Source organism: Bacterioplanoides pacificum, from assembly GCF_042648445.1.
GTDB classification, from domain to species: Bacteria; Pseudomonadota; Gammaproteobacteria; order Pseudomonadales; family Oceanobacteraceae; genus Bacterioplanoides; species Bacterioplanoides pacificum.
The window spans coordinates 18140-35457 of record NZ_JBHRYB010000006.1 but is presented as its reverse complement, the minus strand read 5'-3'; the positions used below and the strand labels follow the sequence as shown (position 1 = coordinate 35457).

The following is a 17318-nucleotide window of genomic DNA, read 5'->3' as shown; positions in this document are numbered from 1 at the left end:
ATCAAGAAAATGGACAATGCCGATTCGCAATTGGAAGCCGGCATTAAATCATTTCATTATTGAGTTTGAAGAGCAGTTGAGAGACTATATTTAATCAGTGCAGTTACACAGAATTATTTATAGTCTCTCTTTACCAAGCCCTGACTGCTTTTTGATCAGGGCTTGGTTACACTAACAAGGTTGTAGTATTGCCGGATTAATCATCTTGTTACGTCTGTTTTTATTGTTATGTTTGCTGCCCGTTCTTGCGCAGGCCGATCCTTCGGCATCGCGTGTTATTGAGTTGCGTCAGCAAATCCCTCAGCCGGCTTCCGGTCATCCTGGGATTCAGTTGGAATGGAGTAATCAGGCGCCACAGCAACGTCAGGCGCTGGATAACTTTTATCAGAATCTGCAGAACCTGCAGTTACAGCAATCGATGGATCGGGTACAGCGTCAGCAGCGGATTGAGCAGCTGCGTGGTATGTCTCAGCAGCAGCGCCTGCAGCATTTTCAGAATTTTGTTCAGGATCGTGGTTTAAACGCTCCGCGTTAATTCGGCTGGTCCGTCGTCAGTTCGGCCATTGATCTTTTCCCTCCTCTATCTAAAGTGTCGCCTTTCTTCCGGGCAGGGCACTTCCATGAAAACACGTATTACAGAATTATTAGCTATTGAACATCCGTTGATTCTGCCGGGTATGAGCTGGATTTCCACTCCTCAGCTGGTGGCTGCTGTGTCCAATGCGGGTGGACTGGGGATTCTCGCCAGTGGCCCGCTGACGCCAGACGAAACCCGCAACGCAATTCGTGAAATCCGCCAGCTTACCGACAAACCATTTGGTATCGGGGTGACCTTGCTGATGCCAGGGGCGAAAGAAAATGCCGAGGTAGCACTGGACGAGCAGGTTCCGGTGATTAACTTTTCTTTGGGTAAAGGTGACTGGCTGGTTAAACGTGCTCATGAATACGGAGGCAAAGTGATTGCCACTGTGGTGACGGAAAAACACGCGCTATCGGCTCAGGCAATTGGTGCCGATGCCTTATTGGTTACCGGCCATGAAGCTGCAGCTCATGGTGGTGATGTGACCTCGCTGGTGCTGGTGCCGGCGATTGCGGCGAAAGTGGATATCCCGCTGATTGCAACCGGTGGTTTTGCTGATGGCCGTGGTTTGCTGGCGGCTCTGGCTCTGGGAGCGGAGGCTATTGCGATGGGATCCCGTTTCGCCACGACGCAGGACAGCCCACTGAATGAAACGACCAAACAAGCCGTTGTTAGCAAGACGGAGCAGGACACCATCTACAGCAAAAACTTTGATGGTATCCCAGCCCGGGTTATGAAAACTCCGCGTTCCGTTAAAGAAACCCGCAGGCCGATGAATTTTATACTGGCCTGTATTGAAGCGACCAAAGCCGCCAGAATGGTCAAGCAGCCGATCTGGAAGGTATTGCTGGGTATGCTGGCAATGATGGACAAGGTGAAGTTGCTGGCCTATTTTGGTGCCAGTGTGCCGCGCCTGAAAGCCGCCACTATTGACGGTGATCTGGATAACGGCGTGCAGTTTGTTGGCCAGACACAGGGATTAATCGACGATTTACCAACGGTACAGCAGGTGGTTGATCGGGTTCTGCAACAGGCGCATGAAGGTCATCAGGCACAGGCACGTTTCTGGCAATAAAATTCTGTGGCCGGATTGTGGCTGACTGGCCTGAACCAGTTACAAGCTGGCCTGTATAATCCTATGGACATTACTTCAGTTGTCTACACTGTGTGCAAGTCTGCTCAGACAGACATGAACTGCCTCAGATAACAAGAACAATAGAAGGATGTTTTATGTATACGCGCGCAATGGCTGCTATTGCAGCTGCTTTTCTGATGCTGGTATCAGTTCAGGCTCTGGCGATGTCCAAGCCGCCAAGTACCGGTTATACCGAAACCCGTTACCCGATTGTCCTGACCCACGGTCTGTATGGGTTTGATAACCTGTTAGGTGTGGATTACTGGTACAAAGTGCCGGAAACACTGCAACAGGATGGTGCTGATGTTTTTATTACCACGGTTTCAAACTCCAATACGCCGGAGATTCGTGGTGAGCAGCTGATTCCGCAAATCGAACAGATTCTGGCGCTGACCGGTGCTGAAAAGGTGAATCTGATCGGCCACAGCCACGGTGGTCCGACAACCCGTTATGTTGCCTCGGTTCGTCCGGATCTGGTGGCATCTGTGACCACGATTGCCGGCGTTAACCGCGGCACGCCGGTCGCGGATAAAATATCTGAAATGAGTGATGATTCTCCCGCTTTTGAAGGGCTGGTCGCCACCTTAGGTAATGTGCTGGCAGAGATTATAGATGGAGTTTCCGGCGGTGGTCACCCGCAGGATATTATTGCTTCGATGCGTTCCATGACCAGTGAACAAACCGCCGCATTTAATCAGCAGCATGGAGCTGGTATTCCGCAAACCGCCTGTGGTGAAGGTGCTTATGAAGTGAATGGCGTGCGTTATTATTCCTGGAGTGGCACTCAGCCGGTGACGAATGTGCTTGATCCGCTGGATCTGCTGACGGGCACCACTCAGCATTTCTTTCCGGCCGGTGTGGCCAATGATGGGTTAGTTGGTCGTTGTTCGTCTCACCTGGGAATGGTAATCCGGGATGATTTCCGTATGAATCATCTGGATGAAGTTAACCTGTTCCTCGGTATCCATCATCTGACTGAAACTGATCCGCTGACTGTATTCCGCACTCATGCCAATCGTCTGAAGATGGCAGGGCTGTAATGATGAAACCGCTGCACGGCGCAATGATCTGTACTGTCCTGGCAGCGGTGATCTGGCTGGTTGGTAGCTGGCAGACGGCAGATGTCGAACTCGATATTCATCGTTTGCCAGCGACCGCCGCCGGACCGCAACAGTCGGGGGAGGAAGAGGGTCATAATCCGCCGTTATTACAGCAATTGCGAACTTTCCGGGGCGCGGATGTTGATGGTCAGTTGCGGTTGGATGGTGATAACCAACTTATTATTAATCTTGCATTGCGGCAGTGGTTTGATTTTCATCTGGCAGCGCAGGGGGAGTTACCTCTGGCAGACATTATTAGTCTGATGCAGCAGGAATTTGCAGCGTTAGCCCAACCTGGCCGTCAGCAGGCAGAAGAGTTATTGCAACATTATCTGGGTTATCTGCAGGAGCTGGCGGATTACGATAATGAGCAACAAAAACGCCAGAATCAGGCCGTTACCGCCGATATGATCGCTCGGGTGCGCTGGCAACAACGGTTACGCCGACAATGGTTTGAGCCGCCGGTCGTCGAGGCTTTTTTTGCCGGTGACCGGTTGCTCGACGATTATATGATACAACGCCTGGAAGCCCGTGCTGCCGGTGCCGATGAACAACAAATCGCACGGCTGGAGCAACAGTTACCGGAGCCACTGCAACAGATGCGCCAGCGTACCCGGCTGGTTATGACACTGCAGCAACAGCAGGCACTGTTGCGTCAGCAGGGAGCAGATGCTCAGCAACTGCAGCAATGGCGCCGGCAGCAGTTTGGTGACGCGGCTGCAGAGAGATTACAGCAACTGGATCAGCGTCAGCAACACTGGCAACAGCGGCTGAAAGAGTATCAGCTTTATCGTGAATCTGCGGCGTTGCAGGATGTTGATATCAGCAGCCGGGAGCAGCTGTTACAGAGCTATCGTCATAAACATTTCAGTGAAACTGAGCAAAAACGTTTAGCGGCCGCAATGCAGCTGTTGTCCCAGACTACAGCGACAACTGATCAGCCCTGAGTAATAACTGGCGCAGGGGTTCAAATAATGCCGGGTTGCTGATCAGCAGGTTGTCACCTTCCAGCTGAGGGTTGCCATCCGGTACATAGGTATGACCAAACCGTGCCCCGGCTTCCGTCGCGATTAGCTGGGCGGCGGCAAAATCCCAGGGTTTCACTGATTCGTAATAACCATCCAACCGGCCGCAGGCTACCCAGCAAATATCCAGTGCGGCTGAACCAAGGCGACGAATGTCTGCACAATTGGCCAGCACTGTATTAAGGCGACGCATTAATAGCGGTAATTCATCTTTTACATAAGGGAAACCCGTGGCAATTAATGCCCGCTTCAGTTCCGTTTTATCGCTGCAGCGGATTGGCTGTCCATTGAGGGTTGCGCCCTGGCCCTGTTCGGCGGCAAACAGTTCGTCGCTGAAGGGGTTATAAACAACGGCTGCACTGACCTGGCCCTGAAAAAAGTAGGCAATCGATATCGCCACCTGGCTGTGTTGATGGGCGTAGTTGACCGTGCCGTCAATCGGATCAATCACCCACAGGTGAGCCACATCGGTCGGATTATCGGGTGATAACTCTTCTGACAGGATCTGATGTTCAGGAAACTGTTCTTTAATGGCATCACAGATCAGGGTGTCAGCGGCAATGTCCGCCTGAGTTACCAATTCTTCAGCCGCGCTTCCTTTAAACTGAATAGTCAGCTGATGTCGTTGTCCGGCAATCAGCTGGCCAGCCTGACGTGCGCAACGCTCTGCAAATTCCAGTATGGAGGATGACATGGCGCTCTCCTGTGTTTTTCACCAGTCTATCGCTCGGTGTTACGATTGCAATGTTGTTGCGCTGCGGCGTGATTCAGCGGTTAATAAGTGGCGTTCGTAAAACACCTGCTGAGGCAGCGGTTTACTGAAGTAATACCCCTGGTAGCTGTCACATTCTAAATCCCGCAGCCGCGACAGTTGTTCATGATTTTCCACCCCTTCTGCAACCAGCTTCAGCTTCAGGGTTTTTGCCATCGCGATAATTGCCTGCACAATGGCCTCATCATCTTTGTCTGTGGTGATGTCATTAATAAAGGCGCGATCAATTTTCAGCTTGCTGACCGGAAACTGTTTCAGGTAGCTGAGCGAAGAATAGCCGGTGCCAAAGTCATCCATCGCAAACTCAACTCCCAGCTTATTGATGTTTTCCAGTAGCCGGATATTTTCCTGTGGGTTGTCCATTAACAGGCTTTCGGTAATTTCCAGTTCCAGTTGCGAAGCGGGCATATTGTGTTTTTTCAGCAGTTCTTGTACCCGGAAAACAAACAGGTCATCCAGCTGACGTACCGATACGTTCACCGAAATCTGAAGTTTCAGACCAAATTCCTGATTCCACTGGCTGAAGGTCCGGCAGGCTTCGTCCAGTACCCAGTCACCAATGTCCTTAATCAGGCCGGTTTCTTCAGCAATAGGAATAAAATCCACCGGTGAAATAATACCGCGCTGAGGATGATTCCAGCGCACCAGTGCTTCTGCTCCTAACAAACGATTGTCCCAGGTTGATACCTGGGGCTGGTAAAAAACTTCAAACTGATGCGTTTTAATCGCCTTGCGCAGTTCGTTTTCCAGAGTCAGGCGTGCATGAGCCTGGCGATTCATATCCGTGGTAAAGAACTGATAGCAGTTGCCACCTTTTTCTTTTGCTTTGTACATCGCGGTATCGGCATTACGCATCAATACGTAAGATTCGGTGGAATCATCGGGATAAAGGCTGATACCAATGCTGCAGCTGGTACTGAGTTTGTAATAATCCAGCTGGAATGTTTGCGATAACGTATGAGTCACCCGTTTGGCGAGATGAATAATTTCATCCCGGCCACTGGGTTCTTTCATCATAATAATAAATTCATCGCCACCCAGGCGGGACAACAGGTGACGATCTTCGACCACTACATGCAGCCGCTCGGCGACCAGTTTCAGCAGGCGGTCACCGAGCTGGTGGCCAAGCGAGTCATTAATGGTTTTAAAACGATCGAGATCGATATACAGCAACGCGAACGGAATTTCGTGCTCCTGATCGCTGTTTATGTGGTTGATGATTTCATCGTTAAAACAATAACGGTTCGCCAGCTCGGTCAGCGGATCCCGGGTAGCCAGGTATTCTACTTGTTGCTGTGATAATTTATGGTCAGTAATGTCCAGTAATAAGCCTTCCAGCGCTAATACACCATTTTTTTCGATGGTAACGCGGCCGCGGTTCATGACCCATTTTATTTCCTGATCGGGAAGGGTCAGGCGGAAAATAAATTCAAAGGCAGATTGTTCGCGGATATGTTTTTCCAGCTGGCGTAAAAAAGCATCTTTATCACCCGGGTGAATAAAGTCCAGTAGCGAGGCCTGGCGGCTGATCAGCACCTGAGCATCACAATTAAAAATGTTTTCACTGCCCTGAGTTACAAAGGTTAATAAATAGCTGGGATAGGCCGACTTATAAACGCAGCCCTGAATATTGTTGATAAATAAGGAGGTGGTACTTTCGGCTTTATCCAGGGCCTGTAAATACGTGTGTTCTTTAACCTGTGTCTGACGTTGCCAGCGGATAATGATATGACGGGTGAAGGCCAGTACCAGGCTGAGCAATAACCAGAAAAAAGCGCTGATCAATAATTTTTCCCGGTATTGCTGATACACCACCTGAGCCGGAATCGACAATTCAATAATGGTCTGACTGTGCTGATCGGCGCTGACCAGATGGTAACTCTTCTGATTGGTCAGGTTGAGATGAGAAGGGACCAGCTCCAGCTGGCCGCGGGCTGCTGTGGTAACCGATTGAATGACCCTTAGTGGCGCCTGTTCACCAAGCAGGTGTTCCGGCGCCTGCTGCTGAGATGGATAATCGATATACAACAGGCGGCCATCCTGGCTGAACAGGTTGAGCTGCAACGACCGTGTTGGCCCGGTACGTCTGATGGTGGGTAACGCCTGCCAGTTGATCGCCTGAAACCGCGCCAGTGGCGTGGCTGAGTCACTGCGGGCAGCGGCATGGAGTTGCTGTTGCAGGCCGTGCAGTACCGGGTATTGCTCGCGCACCAGCATATCCTGTACGCCTTGTTTGCTGTCCTGCCACAGGTGGAATGCAATAAGGACAAAAATTCCGCTACACAGCAGCCAGGCGATCAGGAAACCGCGGTTTCCGGAGCGCTGTTCAGGCGGGAGTAATAGAGCGGGGCGTTTGTGTGTCATTACTGATCTGATTAAAAACAAAGGGTTCAGATCAGTATAGGTGGTGTCTGCCAGTTAGCTGCCGGATTATGGCCTACGGCGACAACCAGCTTTGTACTTCGGGTAATACCTGTTGCATCATCAGAGGTTGGGCGGCAGCCGTTGGGTGAATGCCATCGGGCTGCATCATAGCAGGCTTTGTGGCAACGTCTTCAAGCAGAAACGGCACCAGCCGGGTGGCATTTTTGCTGGCCAGTGTAGGAAATATCTCACGGAATAAATTGCTGTATTTCCGTCCATAATTAGGCGGTATCTGCATGCCAACTAATAAAATGTCGCCTTTTGTCTGAGTGGTAAGGCTGATCATACGTTGCAGGTTGTTTTTTATCACCTTAACAGGGGTGCCACGTAAGCCATCGTTACCGCCCAGCTCAAGAATCAGCAGTTGTGGCTGGTGCTGCTGTAACAGCTGTGGCAGGCGGTTCAGGCCACCGCTGGTGGTTTCACCACTGATACTGGCATTAATCAGTGTTACTCTGGCTCCGGATCGTTGCAATTCTTTACCCAGTAAGGCGACCCACCCCTGTTGCAACGGGATGCCAAATCCGGCACTAATGCTGTCTCCCAACACTAAAATGGTTTTCTCCGGGGTGTCAGCTTCTGCCGCCAGCGAATTCCCACACAGCAGTGTCAGCAGCAATACGCTAATCAGGTTACGAACAGATATGACAGCAGATAACAACACAACAACCTCCTCAGAAACGTCAGCTGCTGCAGCGGCGCTGCAGATCCGTCAACTGGATAAAGTGGTGCAGGCAGGCAGTCAGCCGCTGGCCATATTGCAGGGCGTGGATATTGATATCAAGTGTGGCGAAACCGTCGCCATTATTGGTGCTTCCGGCAGCGGCAAATCGACCTTACTTGGTCTGATGGCGGGTCTGGATTCACCCAGCCGGGGAGAAGTTGAGTTATTGGGGGAGCGAATTGACCGCCTCAGCGAAGATCAGCGGGCGGCCGTCCGGGCCAGAGGGGTATCTTTTGTATTTCAGAACTTTCAACTATTACCTGGTCTGACAGCCCTGGAGAACGTTATGTTGCCGCTGGAAATCCGGGGTGATAAACAGGCGCGGCAACAAGCGTCTGAGTTACTGGATCAGGTGGGTCTGGCTGCCCGTGAACGTCATTATCCGGCGCAATTATCCGGTGGCGAACAACAACGGGTGGCCATCGCCCGGGCATTTGCCGGATCGCCTCAGATCTTGTTTGCTGATGAACCGACGGGCAATCTTGATCGCCGTACCGGCCATCAGATCGAAGAGTTATTGTTCCGTCTGAATGCTGAACAAGGCACCACACTGGTGCTGGTCACCCATGATCCGGAGCTGGCAGCTCGTTGTCAGCGGCAGCTGGAAATGAGCGACGGTCGTTTGCAGCCTGCGGAGGCCAGCGCATGAGCCTGTGGCAACAATGGGCGTTATCACTGCGTTTGTTAAGCCGTGAGGCACGCAGTGGTGAGCTCACCCTGATTCTGGTGGCATTATTAATTGCCGTTACCTCCACCACTGCCATTGCGGTATTCAACGCCCGGCTGGATCTGGCGATGCAGGCGCGCTCAAATGACTTGTTAGGAGCGGACCTGCGGCTGAAGTCCACTACCCTGATCAACGACGAATGGCGTCAGCAGGCACAACAGCTGGGGGTGGAAACCGCCCGTACGCTGACTTTTCCCAGTGTGGTGCTGAAGGGTGATGAAATGGCCTTAGCGGCCATTAAAGCCGTGGATGACGGTTACCCGTTACGCGGTCGCTTGCTGATCAGTGATCGGGTGTATGACGATCAGCCAGAGACAAATGCCCGGCTGGCTGAACGTGGGCCGGCCGTGGGGGAGATCTGGGTTGAACCACGTTTGTTAGCGTTGCTGGGAGCCGAGGTCGGCGACCGGCTGGAACTGGGGGAGGCGGAATACACAATCGGGGCGGTGATTCTGGAAGAGAGTGACCGTGGTGGTAACTTTTATACCTTGTCTCCCCGGGTGATGATTCACTGGCAGGATATTGAAAACTCCAGTCTGCTGGGGCCGGGCAGTCGTTTGCGTTATCGTCTGTTGCTGAAAGGCGATGCCGGGATACTGCAGCAATTGCGGACACAGTGGCCGCTGGAAGCCAATCAGAGTTTTGAATCCCTGCAGGACAGCAATCAGGCGATGTCTAACGCGTTACAGCGAGCCCAGCGTTATCTCGGGCTGGCGGCTCTGCTGGCCGTTGTACTCGCCAGTGTGGCGGTGGCGATCTGTGCTCAGCGTTATGCACAGCGCCACTTTGATATCAGTGCCCTGATGCGTACTTTTGGTTTACAGCAGCGCCAGGTGTATCGCATTTACGCCACTCAGCTGTTGTTGCTGGGCGTGCTGGCGACCTTGCTGGGGAGCGCTCTGGCGGCGCTGATACAGCAGTTGCTGATTGGTCTGTTACAGGGCGTGTTACCCGAAAACCTGCCTGCGGCACCGCTCAGCGCCTGGTTATTAGGTGCCAGCAGCGGCATTCTGACGTTATTCGGTTTTGCATTACCCTATATTTTGCCGTTATCCCGGGTGACCCCTTTGCGGGTGTTACGCCGCGACCTGACGCCGGTGCCATTGTCCGGCTGGCTGATTACCCTGCTGTCTCTTGCCGCGCTGACTTTATTATTGTGGTTTTTCACCGCGGATATGGCACTGACACTGGGGATGATGCTGGGTGGTGGTTTGGTGGTGATGTGTTTATTAACGCTGTTGCACCTGTTAATCCGTGGCTTACGCCGTCGTCTGGGTAACCGTGAACTGCCGCTGGTGGTGCGTTTCGCCTGGCAACATCTGAGCCGTAACAGTCGTCAGACGGCGGGTCAGGTGCTGGCTTTTTCACTGACCTTAATGGTGATGGCGGTGATTGGTGTGGTCCGTAATGATTTAATCGCCGACTGGCAGGCCAGTCTGCCGGATGATGCACCGAACGTGTTTGCCATCAATATTCAGCCGTATCAGAAGGATGCCTTTTACCAGCGCCTGGAGCAGGCCGGCTATCGTGCTGAGCGCCTGTACACCATGGTGCCGGGGCGCCTGGTGCAGATTAACGGTGAATCGGTACAGAGCCTGGAAGTGGCGGATGATCCCGCCATCAACCGCGATCTGGCGCTAACCTCAGATACGGTTTTACCGGCATCAAACCGGATTGTTAGCGGTAGCTGGCAGGCTTTGCAGCAGCAGAAAAATCAGCTGTCGATTGAACAACGACTGGCGTCGCGGTTAGGCGTGACGCTGGGAGATGAGTTGTCGTTCCGGGCTGGAGGGGTGGATTTTAATGCCACCATCAGCAGCATCCGTGAGGTCGACTGGGGATCGTTGTCACCCAACTTTTATATGATGTTTTCGGCCGATGTGCTGCAACGGTTGCCGGGCAGTTTCCTGACCAGTTTTTACGTGCCTGCGGATCAGCAGTCACAGCTGACTCAACTGATTCGTGATTTTCCGGCGGTGACTCTGCTCGACATGCAGGTGGTGCTGGGGCAGATCCAGACCCTGCTGGCTCAAGTCAGTCTGGCGGTAGAGCTGATACTTACCTTTGTGCTGGTGGCGGCGGCGCTGGTGATGGTGGCCACGCTGATCGCCAGCCTGAGCGAGCGGCTGCGAGAGGGGGCGGTGCTGCGCACACTGGGAGCCGGCAGTGATGTCATCCGTCGCGCACAAATGACCGAGTTCGCCCTGTTAGGTGGGTTGTCGGCGTTACTGGCACTGCTGGGGGGCGAAACCATCCTATGGGGGCTGTACCGTTTTTTACTGGATATCCCTTATCAGGGGCCGTTTGCCGGCCTCGGCCTGGCCTGGATCTGGTTGCCACCACTGACGGCCTTGCTGTTAATTGTGCTGGGGACCTGGTTGATGCGTGCTGCAGTGAATGTGGCACCGTTACAGGTGTTGCGTGAGCTTGAAAGCTGATTGTTATATTATAACTATTTTGTCAGGGCTGTTTTATGATCCGCACACATATCGTCACCGGTTTTCTCGGGGTCGGGAAAACCACGGCCATTCTGCATTTATTGCAGCAGAAACCCGAAGGTGAAAAATGGGCCATTCTGGTCAATGAGTTCGGAGAGGTTGGCGTTGATGGCGCTATTCTGCAGGCCGCCAGTGCCGGGGATGGTTCGGTTGTCAGCAAAGAAATTCCCGGTGGCTGTTTATGTTGTGTGTCTGGCCTGCCGTTTCAGATGGGCCTCAACCTGCTGATCAGTAAAGAAAAACCCGATGTACTGATCATCGAGCCGACCGGCCTGGGTCACCCGCGTAATATTCTGGAGACTCTGCGCAGCGATCACTACCGCGATATTCTGCAGCTCGGCGCCAGTATCTGCCTGGTCGACCCCCGTCATCTCAGTGACCCCCGTTATCGCCAGCACGAAACCTTTATCGATCAGCTGCAGCTGGCTGATGTACTGGTGGCAAATAAAACGGATCTCGCCAGCGACGACGATCAGCAGGCATTTGCCGACTATGTCGCTCAGGCAACACCACCTAAAGCAGCCACTGGCTGGCTGGAACAGGGCCAGCTGGATATCCGCTGGCTGGACTTCCCGGCTGAATCACAACGACTGGCGTTACACCCCCATGCTCATGCCCAACATCAGCGACAGTCTCTCGACAGCCAGCCGGCGCTGGCCGCTGATGAAGCGCTGCGTTGTTTAACCAATCAGGGACAGGGGCATTTTTCGCTGGGTTGGCTGGTGCAGGGGAAAACTCTGTTTTCCCTGACCCGGTTACGTGACTGGCTGTCGTCACTGTCTGTGGAGCGGGCCAAGGGATTAGTGAATACCACCCAAGGCACCTACGTAATCAATATGCGCGATGGTGTGTTAACTGAAATGCCGACCCGGGCTCTGGAAGAAAGCCGGCTGGAGCTGATTGCCACGGAGCCGCTGGAGCAACAGCAGCGGCAACAGGAACTGCTGGCGTGTGTCGAACACCATTGATCCGCTTATGGCTGCTGCTGGGTTTGCTGACTTTACCGGCGGCAGCCGATCCTTGTGGCGCGGCCTATCACACCATTGCTGATATTCAGGGAGACGGGCAGCACAGCCCTTATGCCGGCCAGCGGCTGACCACCGAAGGTGTGGTGCATCAGCGGGCACCATTTGGTTTCTGGATACAGACCCCGGCGGCGCAGCAGGATGATAATCCGGCCACCTCGGAAGGATTATTTATTGCTTCACGGCGGTTGGTTAAAACGGGCCAGCGTATGCGGCTGACAGGCCGAATCAGCGAACGCCACAGTATTACCCGCCTGACCCCGGAACATATGTATGTCTGTGCAACTGAGCCCGGTGTTCCGCAGGCTACCCGGCTGACGCTGCCGTTGACGGCGGCTCAGTGGGAAGCGGTGGAAGGTATGCGGGTTGAAGGCCATGCCCTGGTGTCCGGTTTTACTGAGCAATCCGGGATACTGAGCGGCTCCAGCCTGTGGGCATCTGCTGCACTGATGTGGCAACCCACCGAGCTGGCGCCGGCGGCTGCAGTGCGGGGGCAAAATAACCGCCACGAGCGGTTATTGTTACAGGCTGCAGGCAGGCAGCCTTTATGGCGCTCACAACTGCCATTAAGGCTGGGCAGCCGGATTCCGTTTTTTCGTGGTGTGGTGGACAGCTTTACCCGGCCGGGACAGGCAATCCAGCCACGGGTACTGGCCACTGAATTGCAGCTAGAGCCACAACCGCGACCGGCGTTGCCCGATTATCCGCCAGCGGTAAGTCTGGTGGTGGCCGGTTTTAATGTGAATAACTATTTTAATGGCGTACTCGGGCCGCAGGGCAAGATGCAGTTTCGTCATTCACGCGGAGCCGGCAACCCTTCCCAGCTATTGGCTCAGACACAGCGGCTGGTGCGTACCCTGGTGGCGATTAATGCCGATGTGCTGGTGTTAAACGAGGTGGAAAATGACGGCTTTGGCGCACACAGTGCGGCGCGGCAATTGTTAGATGCGCTGAACCGCGAGCAGGAAAAATCAGGGTTATACCGCCTGATTACTCCGGCGCACAAAGGCAGTGATGCGATCCGGACCTTACTGTTGTATCGCCCGGCGGTATTACAGCCGGTGGCCGCGGTGCAGGTGTTACACCAGCATAACTCCGCCCCAGATGCTCAGGGTAAAGCGTTATTTAACGACTATGGTAACCGGCCGGTTTTAATTCAGACTTTCCGCCATCGGCAGCAAACCATTCAGCTGGCGGCGCTGCATTTGAAGTCGAAAGGGTCTTCCTGTGGTGAAACAGCACAGCAACAAAATGGCGGTGGTCGATGTAATCAGAGCCGCAGCCGGGCGGTGCTGGCGCTGCAACATTTTTTAAAACATCAGGCATTAGCCGCGGATCATCGTCTGATCGTGGGGGATTTTAACAGTTATACTGCTGAGCAGCCGCTGCAGCCATTATTTCAGGCGGGTTGGTTGCGTGCTGCCGGTTTCAGCGAGACGCGCTCACACAGTTATAATTATCGTGGCCTGTTAGGCAACCTGGACCATATTTTTCTGTCACCATCGCTACGCTCAAAGGTACGCGGGTATCTCAGCTGGGCGATTAATTCCGTAGAAAATCCGGCGCTGGCACCGTATGCTGCAACGCAGGAAATTTATCGCAGTTCAGATCATGATCCGCAGATTCTGCTTCTTGAATTATAATCGGGCTGTTCCGCCTACAAGCCAATAACAGGAAATTATATGAAATATTGCCCGGCCTGCCGTGCGACACTGGAAATCGCTGACCTGGATGGTGAAGAGCGGCTGCTCTGCAGTGACCGTTGTGGCTTCGTACACTGGGATAATCCCACGCCGGTGGTTGCCGTTGTGGTTGAAACCCAGACCGGTGTGGTGCTGGCGCACAATAAAAACTGGCCGGCGGGTGCGTTCAGTATTATTACCGGTTTTCTCGAGAAAGGTGAGACGCCGGAGCAGTGTGCGTTACGGGAAACTCAGGAAGAGCTGGGGCTGCAGGCCAGTAAGGCAGAATTTATTGGTTTTGAATTATTTAATGGTAAAGGCTTCTCCGGCGAATTATTTAATCAGCTGATTATGGGTTTTCATTTACGTGCGGATGGCGAAATTTATCTGGACGAGCAGGAACTGGATGAATATAAAATCATTCCGCTGGATAAACTGAAAGGCTGGGATTCGGCCACCGGGCGTATTGTACAGCGCTGGCTGGATATCAGAGATAACGGTTAGTTCTCTTCAGCGGCTTCCGCTCGGCTGTCATGGTGGTGGAAAACAGCGCTACCTGTGGCCCTTTTAGGGCCACTTTATAGGCCCGGGCCAGGATATAAAGCAATATCCTGACGTGTTTATTCCTGTATCAATAAACTCAGGCAGACTGGGCCTGCAACCCCTGCAGTTCGTGTTTAATCTGTTGCAGCCAGCGCTCAATACGGCTGTCGGATAATTCAAACTGCTGATCTTCGTCCAGTGCCAGGCCAACAAAATGTCGGCCATCGTCTGTTAATGCGCGCGACTCCTCAAAATCAAAGCCTTCCACCGAAAAGTGACCGATGATGGTGGCGCCACGATCGCGTACGGCGTCGTGTAATAAACCCATGGCATCCAGAAAATAATGGCCATAACCAAACTGATCTCCCAGGCCGTACAGTGCAATAATTTTTCCATGAAAACTCATATCTTCCATAATTGGCCAGAAGTCTTCCCAGTCCGCCTGAATGCCACCAAAATCCCAGGTCGGAATACCGAAAATTAATACCGGGTATTGCTGAATATCCTCGACCGAGCAGCTGGCAATATCATGGCTTTCCACAATAGCCCAATCGATTTTTTCCTGCAGTTTGTGGGCAACTTCTTCAGTGTTACCGGTATCTGTACCAAAAATTAATCCAATTCTTTGCATGGCGCTTGTCCTTAAAAAGGTTAACGGAAGAAAAGCATCCCTGCTGACCCTCAGTCCCATTCGTGAGTCTGTTATTCAGTCGCTGGCTGGTTACACCACATAGCGGCTGATCATATTTAAATCTTTGAATAACAAACGAATCTTTTGTCGCCCGGCCGGGTGTTCGCGGTAAAAATGTTGCAGCGCAAAAAATGGCTGATAAAGAAACTCCAGACATTGCTGGCGCCAGCACTCCTGGCAATCGAGATTAAACGCGGTATCACGCAGCGTGTTGTAGATGCGTTTCAGCCAGCTTTCCTGCAGTGGCTGTAAATGTCGCTGGCTGGCGTCCTGAGCCAGCTCCAGCCCCAGATCGATATATTCATTCAGCCACTCCGGATGCAAAACGTTTCCCTGATAGCGTTTAATGCGTTGTTCAAGAGTTTCCAGCCGGCGGATGGTGTGTGGCTGGCCGCTGCTCGCCAGCATTAAGCGCTGGCCGGATTGTCGGGCTGGCTGAGTATGGTGCAATGAGATCACATTGCTGGGCTGAGTCGGAACGGTCTGGGGCATAAGCATCTCCTTAGCAATGGAATTACAATAATGATAATAATTCGCATTTGCAAGATGGCTTTGCCAGATTTTGTCAATTTAAGCCGAACGCCTCAGTAACGATGGCTTTAGCGGAATATCCGCGGCGTTACAGCGGCGTTTTGCCCGGCCATAAGCGACACAGGCTGGCGAGGATCACGCCAATCAAGACCCCCAGGCTGTTCGCGGCCAGATCAAGCCATTCACCGTAGCGGTTAACATAGGGTTGGATCAGTTCAATCGCGCCACTCCAGCCGATAATCGCCAGCGCCAGCCATAACCAATACCTTGGCCGGCGTAACGCCAGTGGGAACACACAGGCGGCATAAGCAATAAAATGATGGGTTTTATCGGTGCCGGGAACCGCCGGCAGCTGGCTGGCCGGAGAAAGCGACAGCACACTGATCAGTACCAGCAGCAGAGCAGTTAACAGCGCCCAGTGGCGCTGTATCCAGGTTATCAGCATGGTTTTTATTCCTTGGTAAGCGGGCTGGTGTTCAGGCGTCCCAGCAACCACAGCATCAGAGCGGCGCCAATACCGGCCGAACCTAAAATCATGGTCATAATCATAATCTGGTAACGCACAGCAATCAGCGGTGATACGCCGGACAGAATTTGTCCGGTCATCATGCCTGGCAGGGCGACCAGGCCGACCGCCAGCAGGCTGTTTATTTGTGGAATCATGGCTGCGTGAAAGGCATTCAGACGGGCCTGAGTCGCGTCCACCTGATTTCGCCGTTCAGCCTGGTAACGTTCTGCTGCCAGACTGATGGCGTTCATGGTATTAGCGAAATACATACCCGCCAGCGGAATTAATAAGCGCGGTTCAAACCAGCTGTCTGGTTGTAATACCAGGCCAACGGAAATCAGCAGATGCAAACTGACGGTCAGCAGCAGTGCCAGCAATGCCGGTATAAAATAGCCGCGCTGATGGCGCACCGGGCGAATCGCAATCCAGCCTGCGATAATCGTCATCAGCGCCATAATAGCGAGGCTGATCCAGGGGGAGGGGTTGTCAAAGATACTGACCAGTACATAGCCAACCGCCACCAGTTGCAGCACCATGCGGGCAGAGGCCATTAATACTTCACTGGGTCTGCCCTGCCAGGCCAGATAAATCAGACACACCAGTATTACCGGTATGGCACACCAGGCCAGCTCCAGCCAGGAAATATGAGTCATCTGCCGGTTGTCCTACTTCCAGGTAAAACTTTTTTCTTCACCACGGATCAGTTTGATCCAGCCCTGGCCGGGGTTGTTGTCACCTTCGTTTTCCTGCCAGCCGGAATCGCTGCAGCGTATTTCACAAGCCAGTGCAGCATGGGCCGCGCGGGCACATTCCAGGTCGTTCAGCCAGGGGCTGTGGTTTTGTTTAATCCACAGGCTGGAGAAGTTTTTTTCGGCATTTTCGGTGAAATAAATATCCATGCCGCCGGCTTGCCAGTGCTGGGTTTCGCTGCTGTCGTTTTTTACGGTTAATGAACCTAAAGCCTGTTGCAGCCATTGTTGCACCGGCTGTGCTTCAGCTTTCATTAAATAAATTTCGATATCGGGAAAACGTTCAGTCATCGTCGCTGATAAACCTCAGAATGCGTAAAAGACTCAGAGCCAGATAGCCCAGGGTGGCCAGAACGGCACCACAGGCAGCAAAAAGCAGTCCGGCGGCGGCGATCAGTTCCTGAGTCAGGGAGGCGAGCAAACGTTGTTCGGCGTATAGCAGAATACCCAGGCCGCCAAAAAACAACGCGGCACCGGTAACAAACAGCCGCAGATTGGCGCGGTCGTTACGGGCTCGTTGCATTAACCAGTGGCGCAGCCTGGCCCGCCAGCCGGGTTGTTGATCCGGTTGTTGTGACACCAGAAAAACCTCACTGAATCAGAT

Annotated in this window: 18 protein-coding genes; 9 read left to right on the top strand and 9 right to left on the bottom strand. The window is 53.1% G+C overall.

The annotated features are described in order from the left end of the window. Positions 1-205: 205 nt before the first annotated feature. The 4 genes from ACFOMG_RS09530 to ACFOMG_RS09515 all read left to right on the top strand — a co-directional run bounded on the left by ACFOMG_RS09530 (position 206) and on the right by ACFOMG_RS09515 (position 3762). On the top strand, positions 206-535 hold the full coding sequence (locus ACFOMG_RS09530; protein WP_376866264.1) for a hypothetical protein: 330 nt from the start codon (positions 206-208) through the stop codon (positions 533-535). Positions 536-620: 85 nt separating this feature from the next. Further along, on the top strand, positions 621-1655 hold the full coding sequence (locus ACFOMG_RS09525; protein ID WP_376866263.1) for an NAD(P)H-dependent flavin oxidoreductase: 1035 nt from the start codon (positions 621-623) through the stop codon (positions 1653-1655). A gap of 155 nt (positions 1656-1810) precedes the next feature. Beyond that, complete coding sequence (locus ACFOMG_RS09520; RefSeq protein ID WP_376866262.1) at positions 1811-2755, top strand: lipase family alpha/beta hydrolase; 945 nt, start codon at positions 1811-1813, stop codon at positions 2753-2755. Then, positions 2755-3762, top strand: coding sequence for a lipase secretion chaperone (locus ACFOMG_RS09515; RefSeq protein WP_376866261.1), 1008 nt, complete (start codon positions 2755-2757; stop codon positions 3760-3762). The genes ACFOMG_RS09520 and ACFOMG_RS09515 overlap by 1 nt, the downstream gene beginning before the upstream one ends. On the opposite strand, the gene ACFOMG_RS09510 is transcribed toward ACFOMG_RS09515, so the two are convergent. The 3 genes from ACFOMG_RS09510 to ACFOMG_RS09500 form a co-directional block, all read right to left on the bottom strand. Next, the gene (locus ACFOMG_RS09510) at positions 3737-4534 is read right to left on the bottom strand and encodes an inositol monophosphatase family protein (protein WP_376866260.1); all 798 of its coding nucleotides are present in this window, start codon (positions 4532-4534) and stop codon (positions 3737-3739) included. The genes ACFOMG_RS09515 and ACFOMG_RS09510 overlap by 26 nt on opposite strands. Before the next feature lie 39 nt (positions 4535-4573). Next, positions 4574-6829 (bottom strand): putative bifunctional diguanylate cyclase/phosphodiesterase, encoded by a 2256-nt coding sequence (locus ACFOMG_RS09505; protein WP_376866259.1) that lies wholly within the window; start codon positions 6827-6829, stop codon positions 4574-4576. A 220-nt stretch (positions 6830-7049) separates the two neighbouring features. Next, positions 7050-7700, bottom strand: coding sequence for an arylesterase (locus tag ACFOMG_RS09500; protein ID WP_376866258.1), 651 nt, complete (start codon positions 7698-7700; stop codon positions 7050-7052). On the opposite strand from ACFOMG_RS09500, the gene ACFOMG_RS09495 reads away from it, so the two are divergent. Genes ACFOMG_RS09495 through ACFOMG_RS09475 form a run of 5 tightly spaced genes read left to right on the top strand, consistent with a single transcriptional unit; the run spans position 7681 to position 14196 of the window. Then, positions 7681-8409 (top strand): ABC transporter ATP-binding protein, encoded by a 729-nt coding sequence (locus tag ACFOMG_RS09495; RefSeq protein WP_376866257.1) that lies wholly within the window; start codon positions 7681-7683, stop codon positions 8407-8409. The two genes, ACFOMG_RS09500 and ACFOMG_RS09495, sit on opposite strands and share 20 nt — an antisense overlap. Continuing rightward, entirely contained in the window at positions 8406-10925 is a 2520-nt protein-coding gene (locus ACFOMG_RS09490) for an ABC transporter permease (protein ID WP_376866256.1), read from the top strand. Before ACFOMG_RS09495 ends, ACFOMG_RS09490 begins: the two co-directional genes overlap by 4 nt. Before the next feature lie 35 nt (positions 10926-10960). Next, on the top strand, positions 10961-11953 hold the full coding sequence (locus ACFOMG_RS09485; RefSeq protein ID WP_376866255.1) for a CobW family GTP-binding protein: 993 nt from the start codon (positions 10961-10963) through the stop codon (positions 11951-11953). Continuing rightward, entirely contained in the window at positions 11935-13653 is a 1719-nt protein-coding gene (locus ACFOMG_RS09480; RefSeq protein ID WP_376866253.1) for an ExeM/NucH family extracellular endonuclease, read from the top strand. The genes ACFOMG_RS09485 and ACFOMG_RS09480 overlap by 19 nt, the downstream gene beginning before the upstream one ends. A gap of 39 nt (positions 13654-13692) precedes the next feature. Beyond that, a complete protein-coding gene (locus ACFOMG_RS09475) occupies positions 13693-14196 on the top strand; it encodes an NUDIX domain-containing protein (protein WP_376866252.1) in 504 nt (167 codons plus the stop codon). Positions 14197-14332: 136 nt separating this feature from the next. Here the strand turns inward: ACFOMG_RS09475 and ACFOMG_RS09470 are convergent, their stop codons facing one another. From ACFOMG_RS09470 to ACFOMG_RS09445, 6 genes are all read right to left on the bottom strand, one after another. After that, complete coding sequence (locus ACFOMG_RS09470) at positions 14333-14866, bottom strand: flavodoxin (RefSeq protein WP_376866251.1); 534 nt, start codon at positions 14864-14866, stop codon at positions 14333-14335. Positions 14867-14956: 90 nt separating this feature from the next. Next, positions 14957-15418, bottom strand: a complete 462-nt coding sequence (locus ACFOMG_RS09465; RefSeq protein ID WP_376866250.1) for a hypothetical protein — start codon at positions 15416-15418, stop codon at positions 14957-14959. Between the two features lie 127 nt (positions 15419-15545). Then, the gene (locus ACFOMG_RS09460; protein WP_376866248.1) at positions 15546-15902 is read right to left on the bottom strand and encodes a VanZ family protein; all 357 of its coding nucleotides are present in this window, start codon (positions 15900-15902) and stop codon (positions 15546-15548) included. Between the two features lie 5 nt (positions 15903-15907). After that, complete coding sequence (locus ACFOMG_RS09455; RefSeq protein ID WP_376866247.1) at positions 15908-16618, bottom strand: ABC transporter permease; 711 nt, start codon at positions 16616-16618, stop codon at positions 15908-15910. A gap of 12 nt (positions 16619-16630) precedes the next feature. Then, positions 16631-17005 carry a hypothetical protein gene (locus tag ACFOMG_RS09450; RefSeq protein WP_376866246.1) on the bottom strand — a complete coding sequence of 125 codons (375 nt, stop codon included), beginning with the start codon at positions 17003-17005 and terminating at the stop codon, positions 16631-16633. Then, a complete protein-coding gene (locus ACFOMG_RS09445; protein WP_376866245.1) occupies positions 16998-17294 on the bottom strand; it encodes a hypothetical protein in 297 nt (98 codons plus the stop codon). Before ACFOMG_RS09445 ends, ACFOMG_RS09450 begins: the two co-directional genes overlap by 8 nt. Positions 17295-17318: the final 24 nt, after the last annotated feature.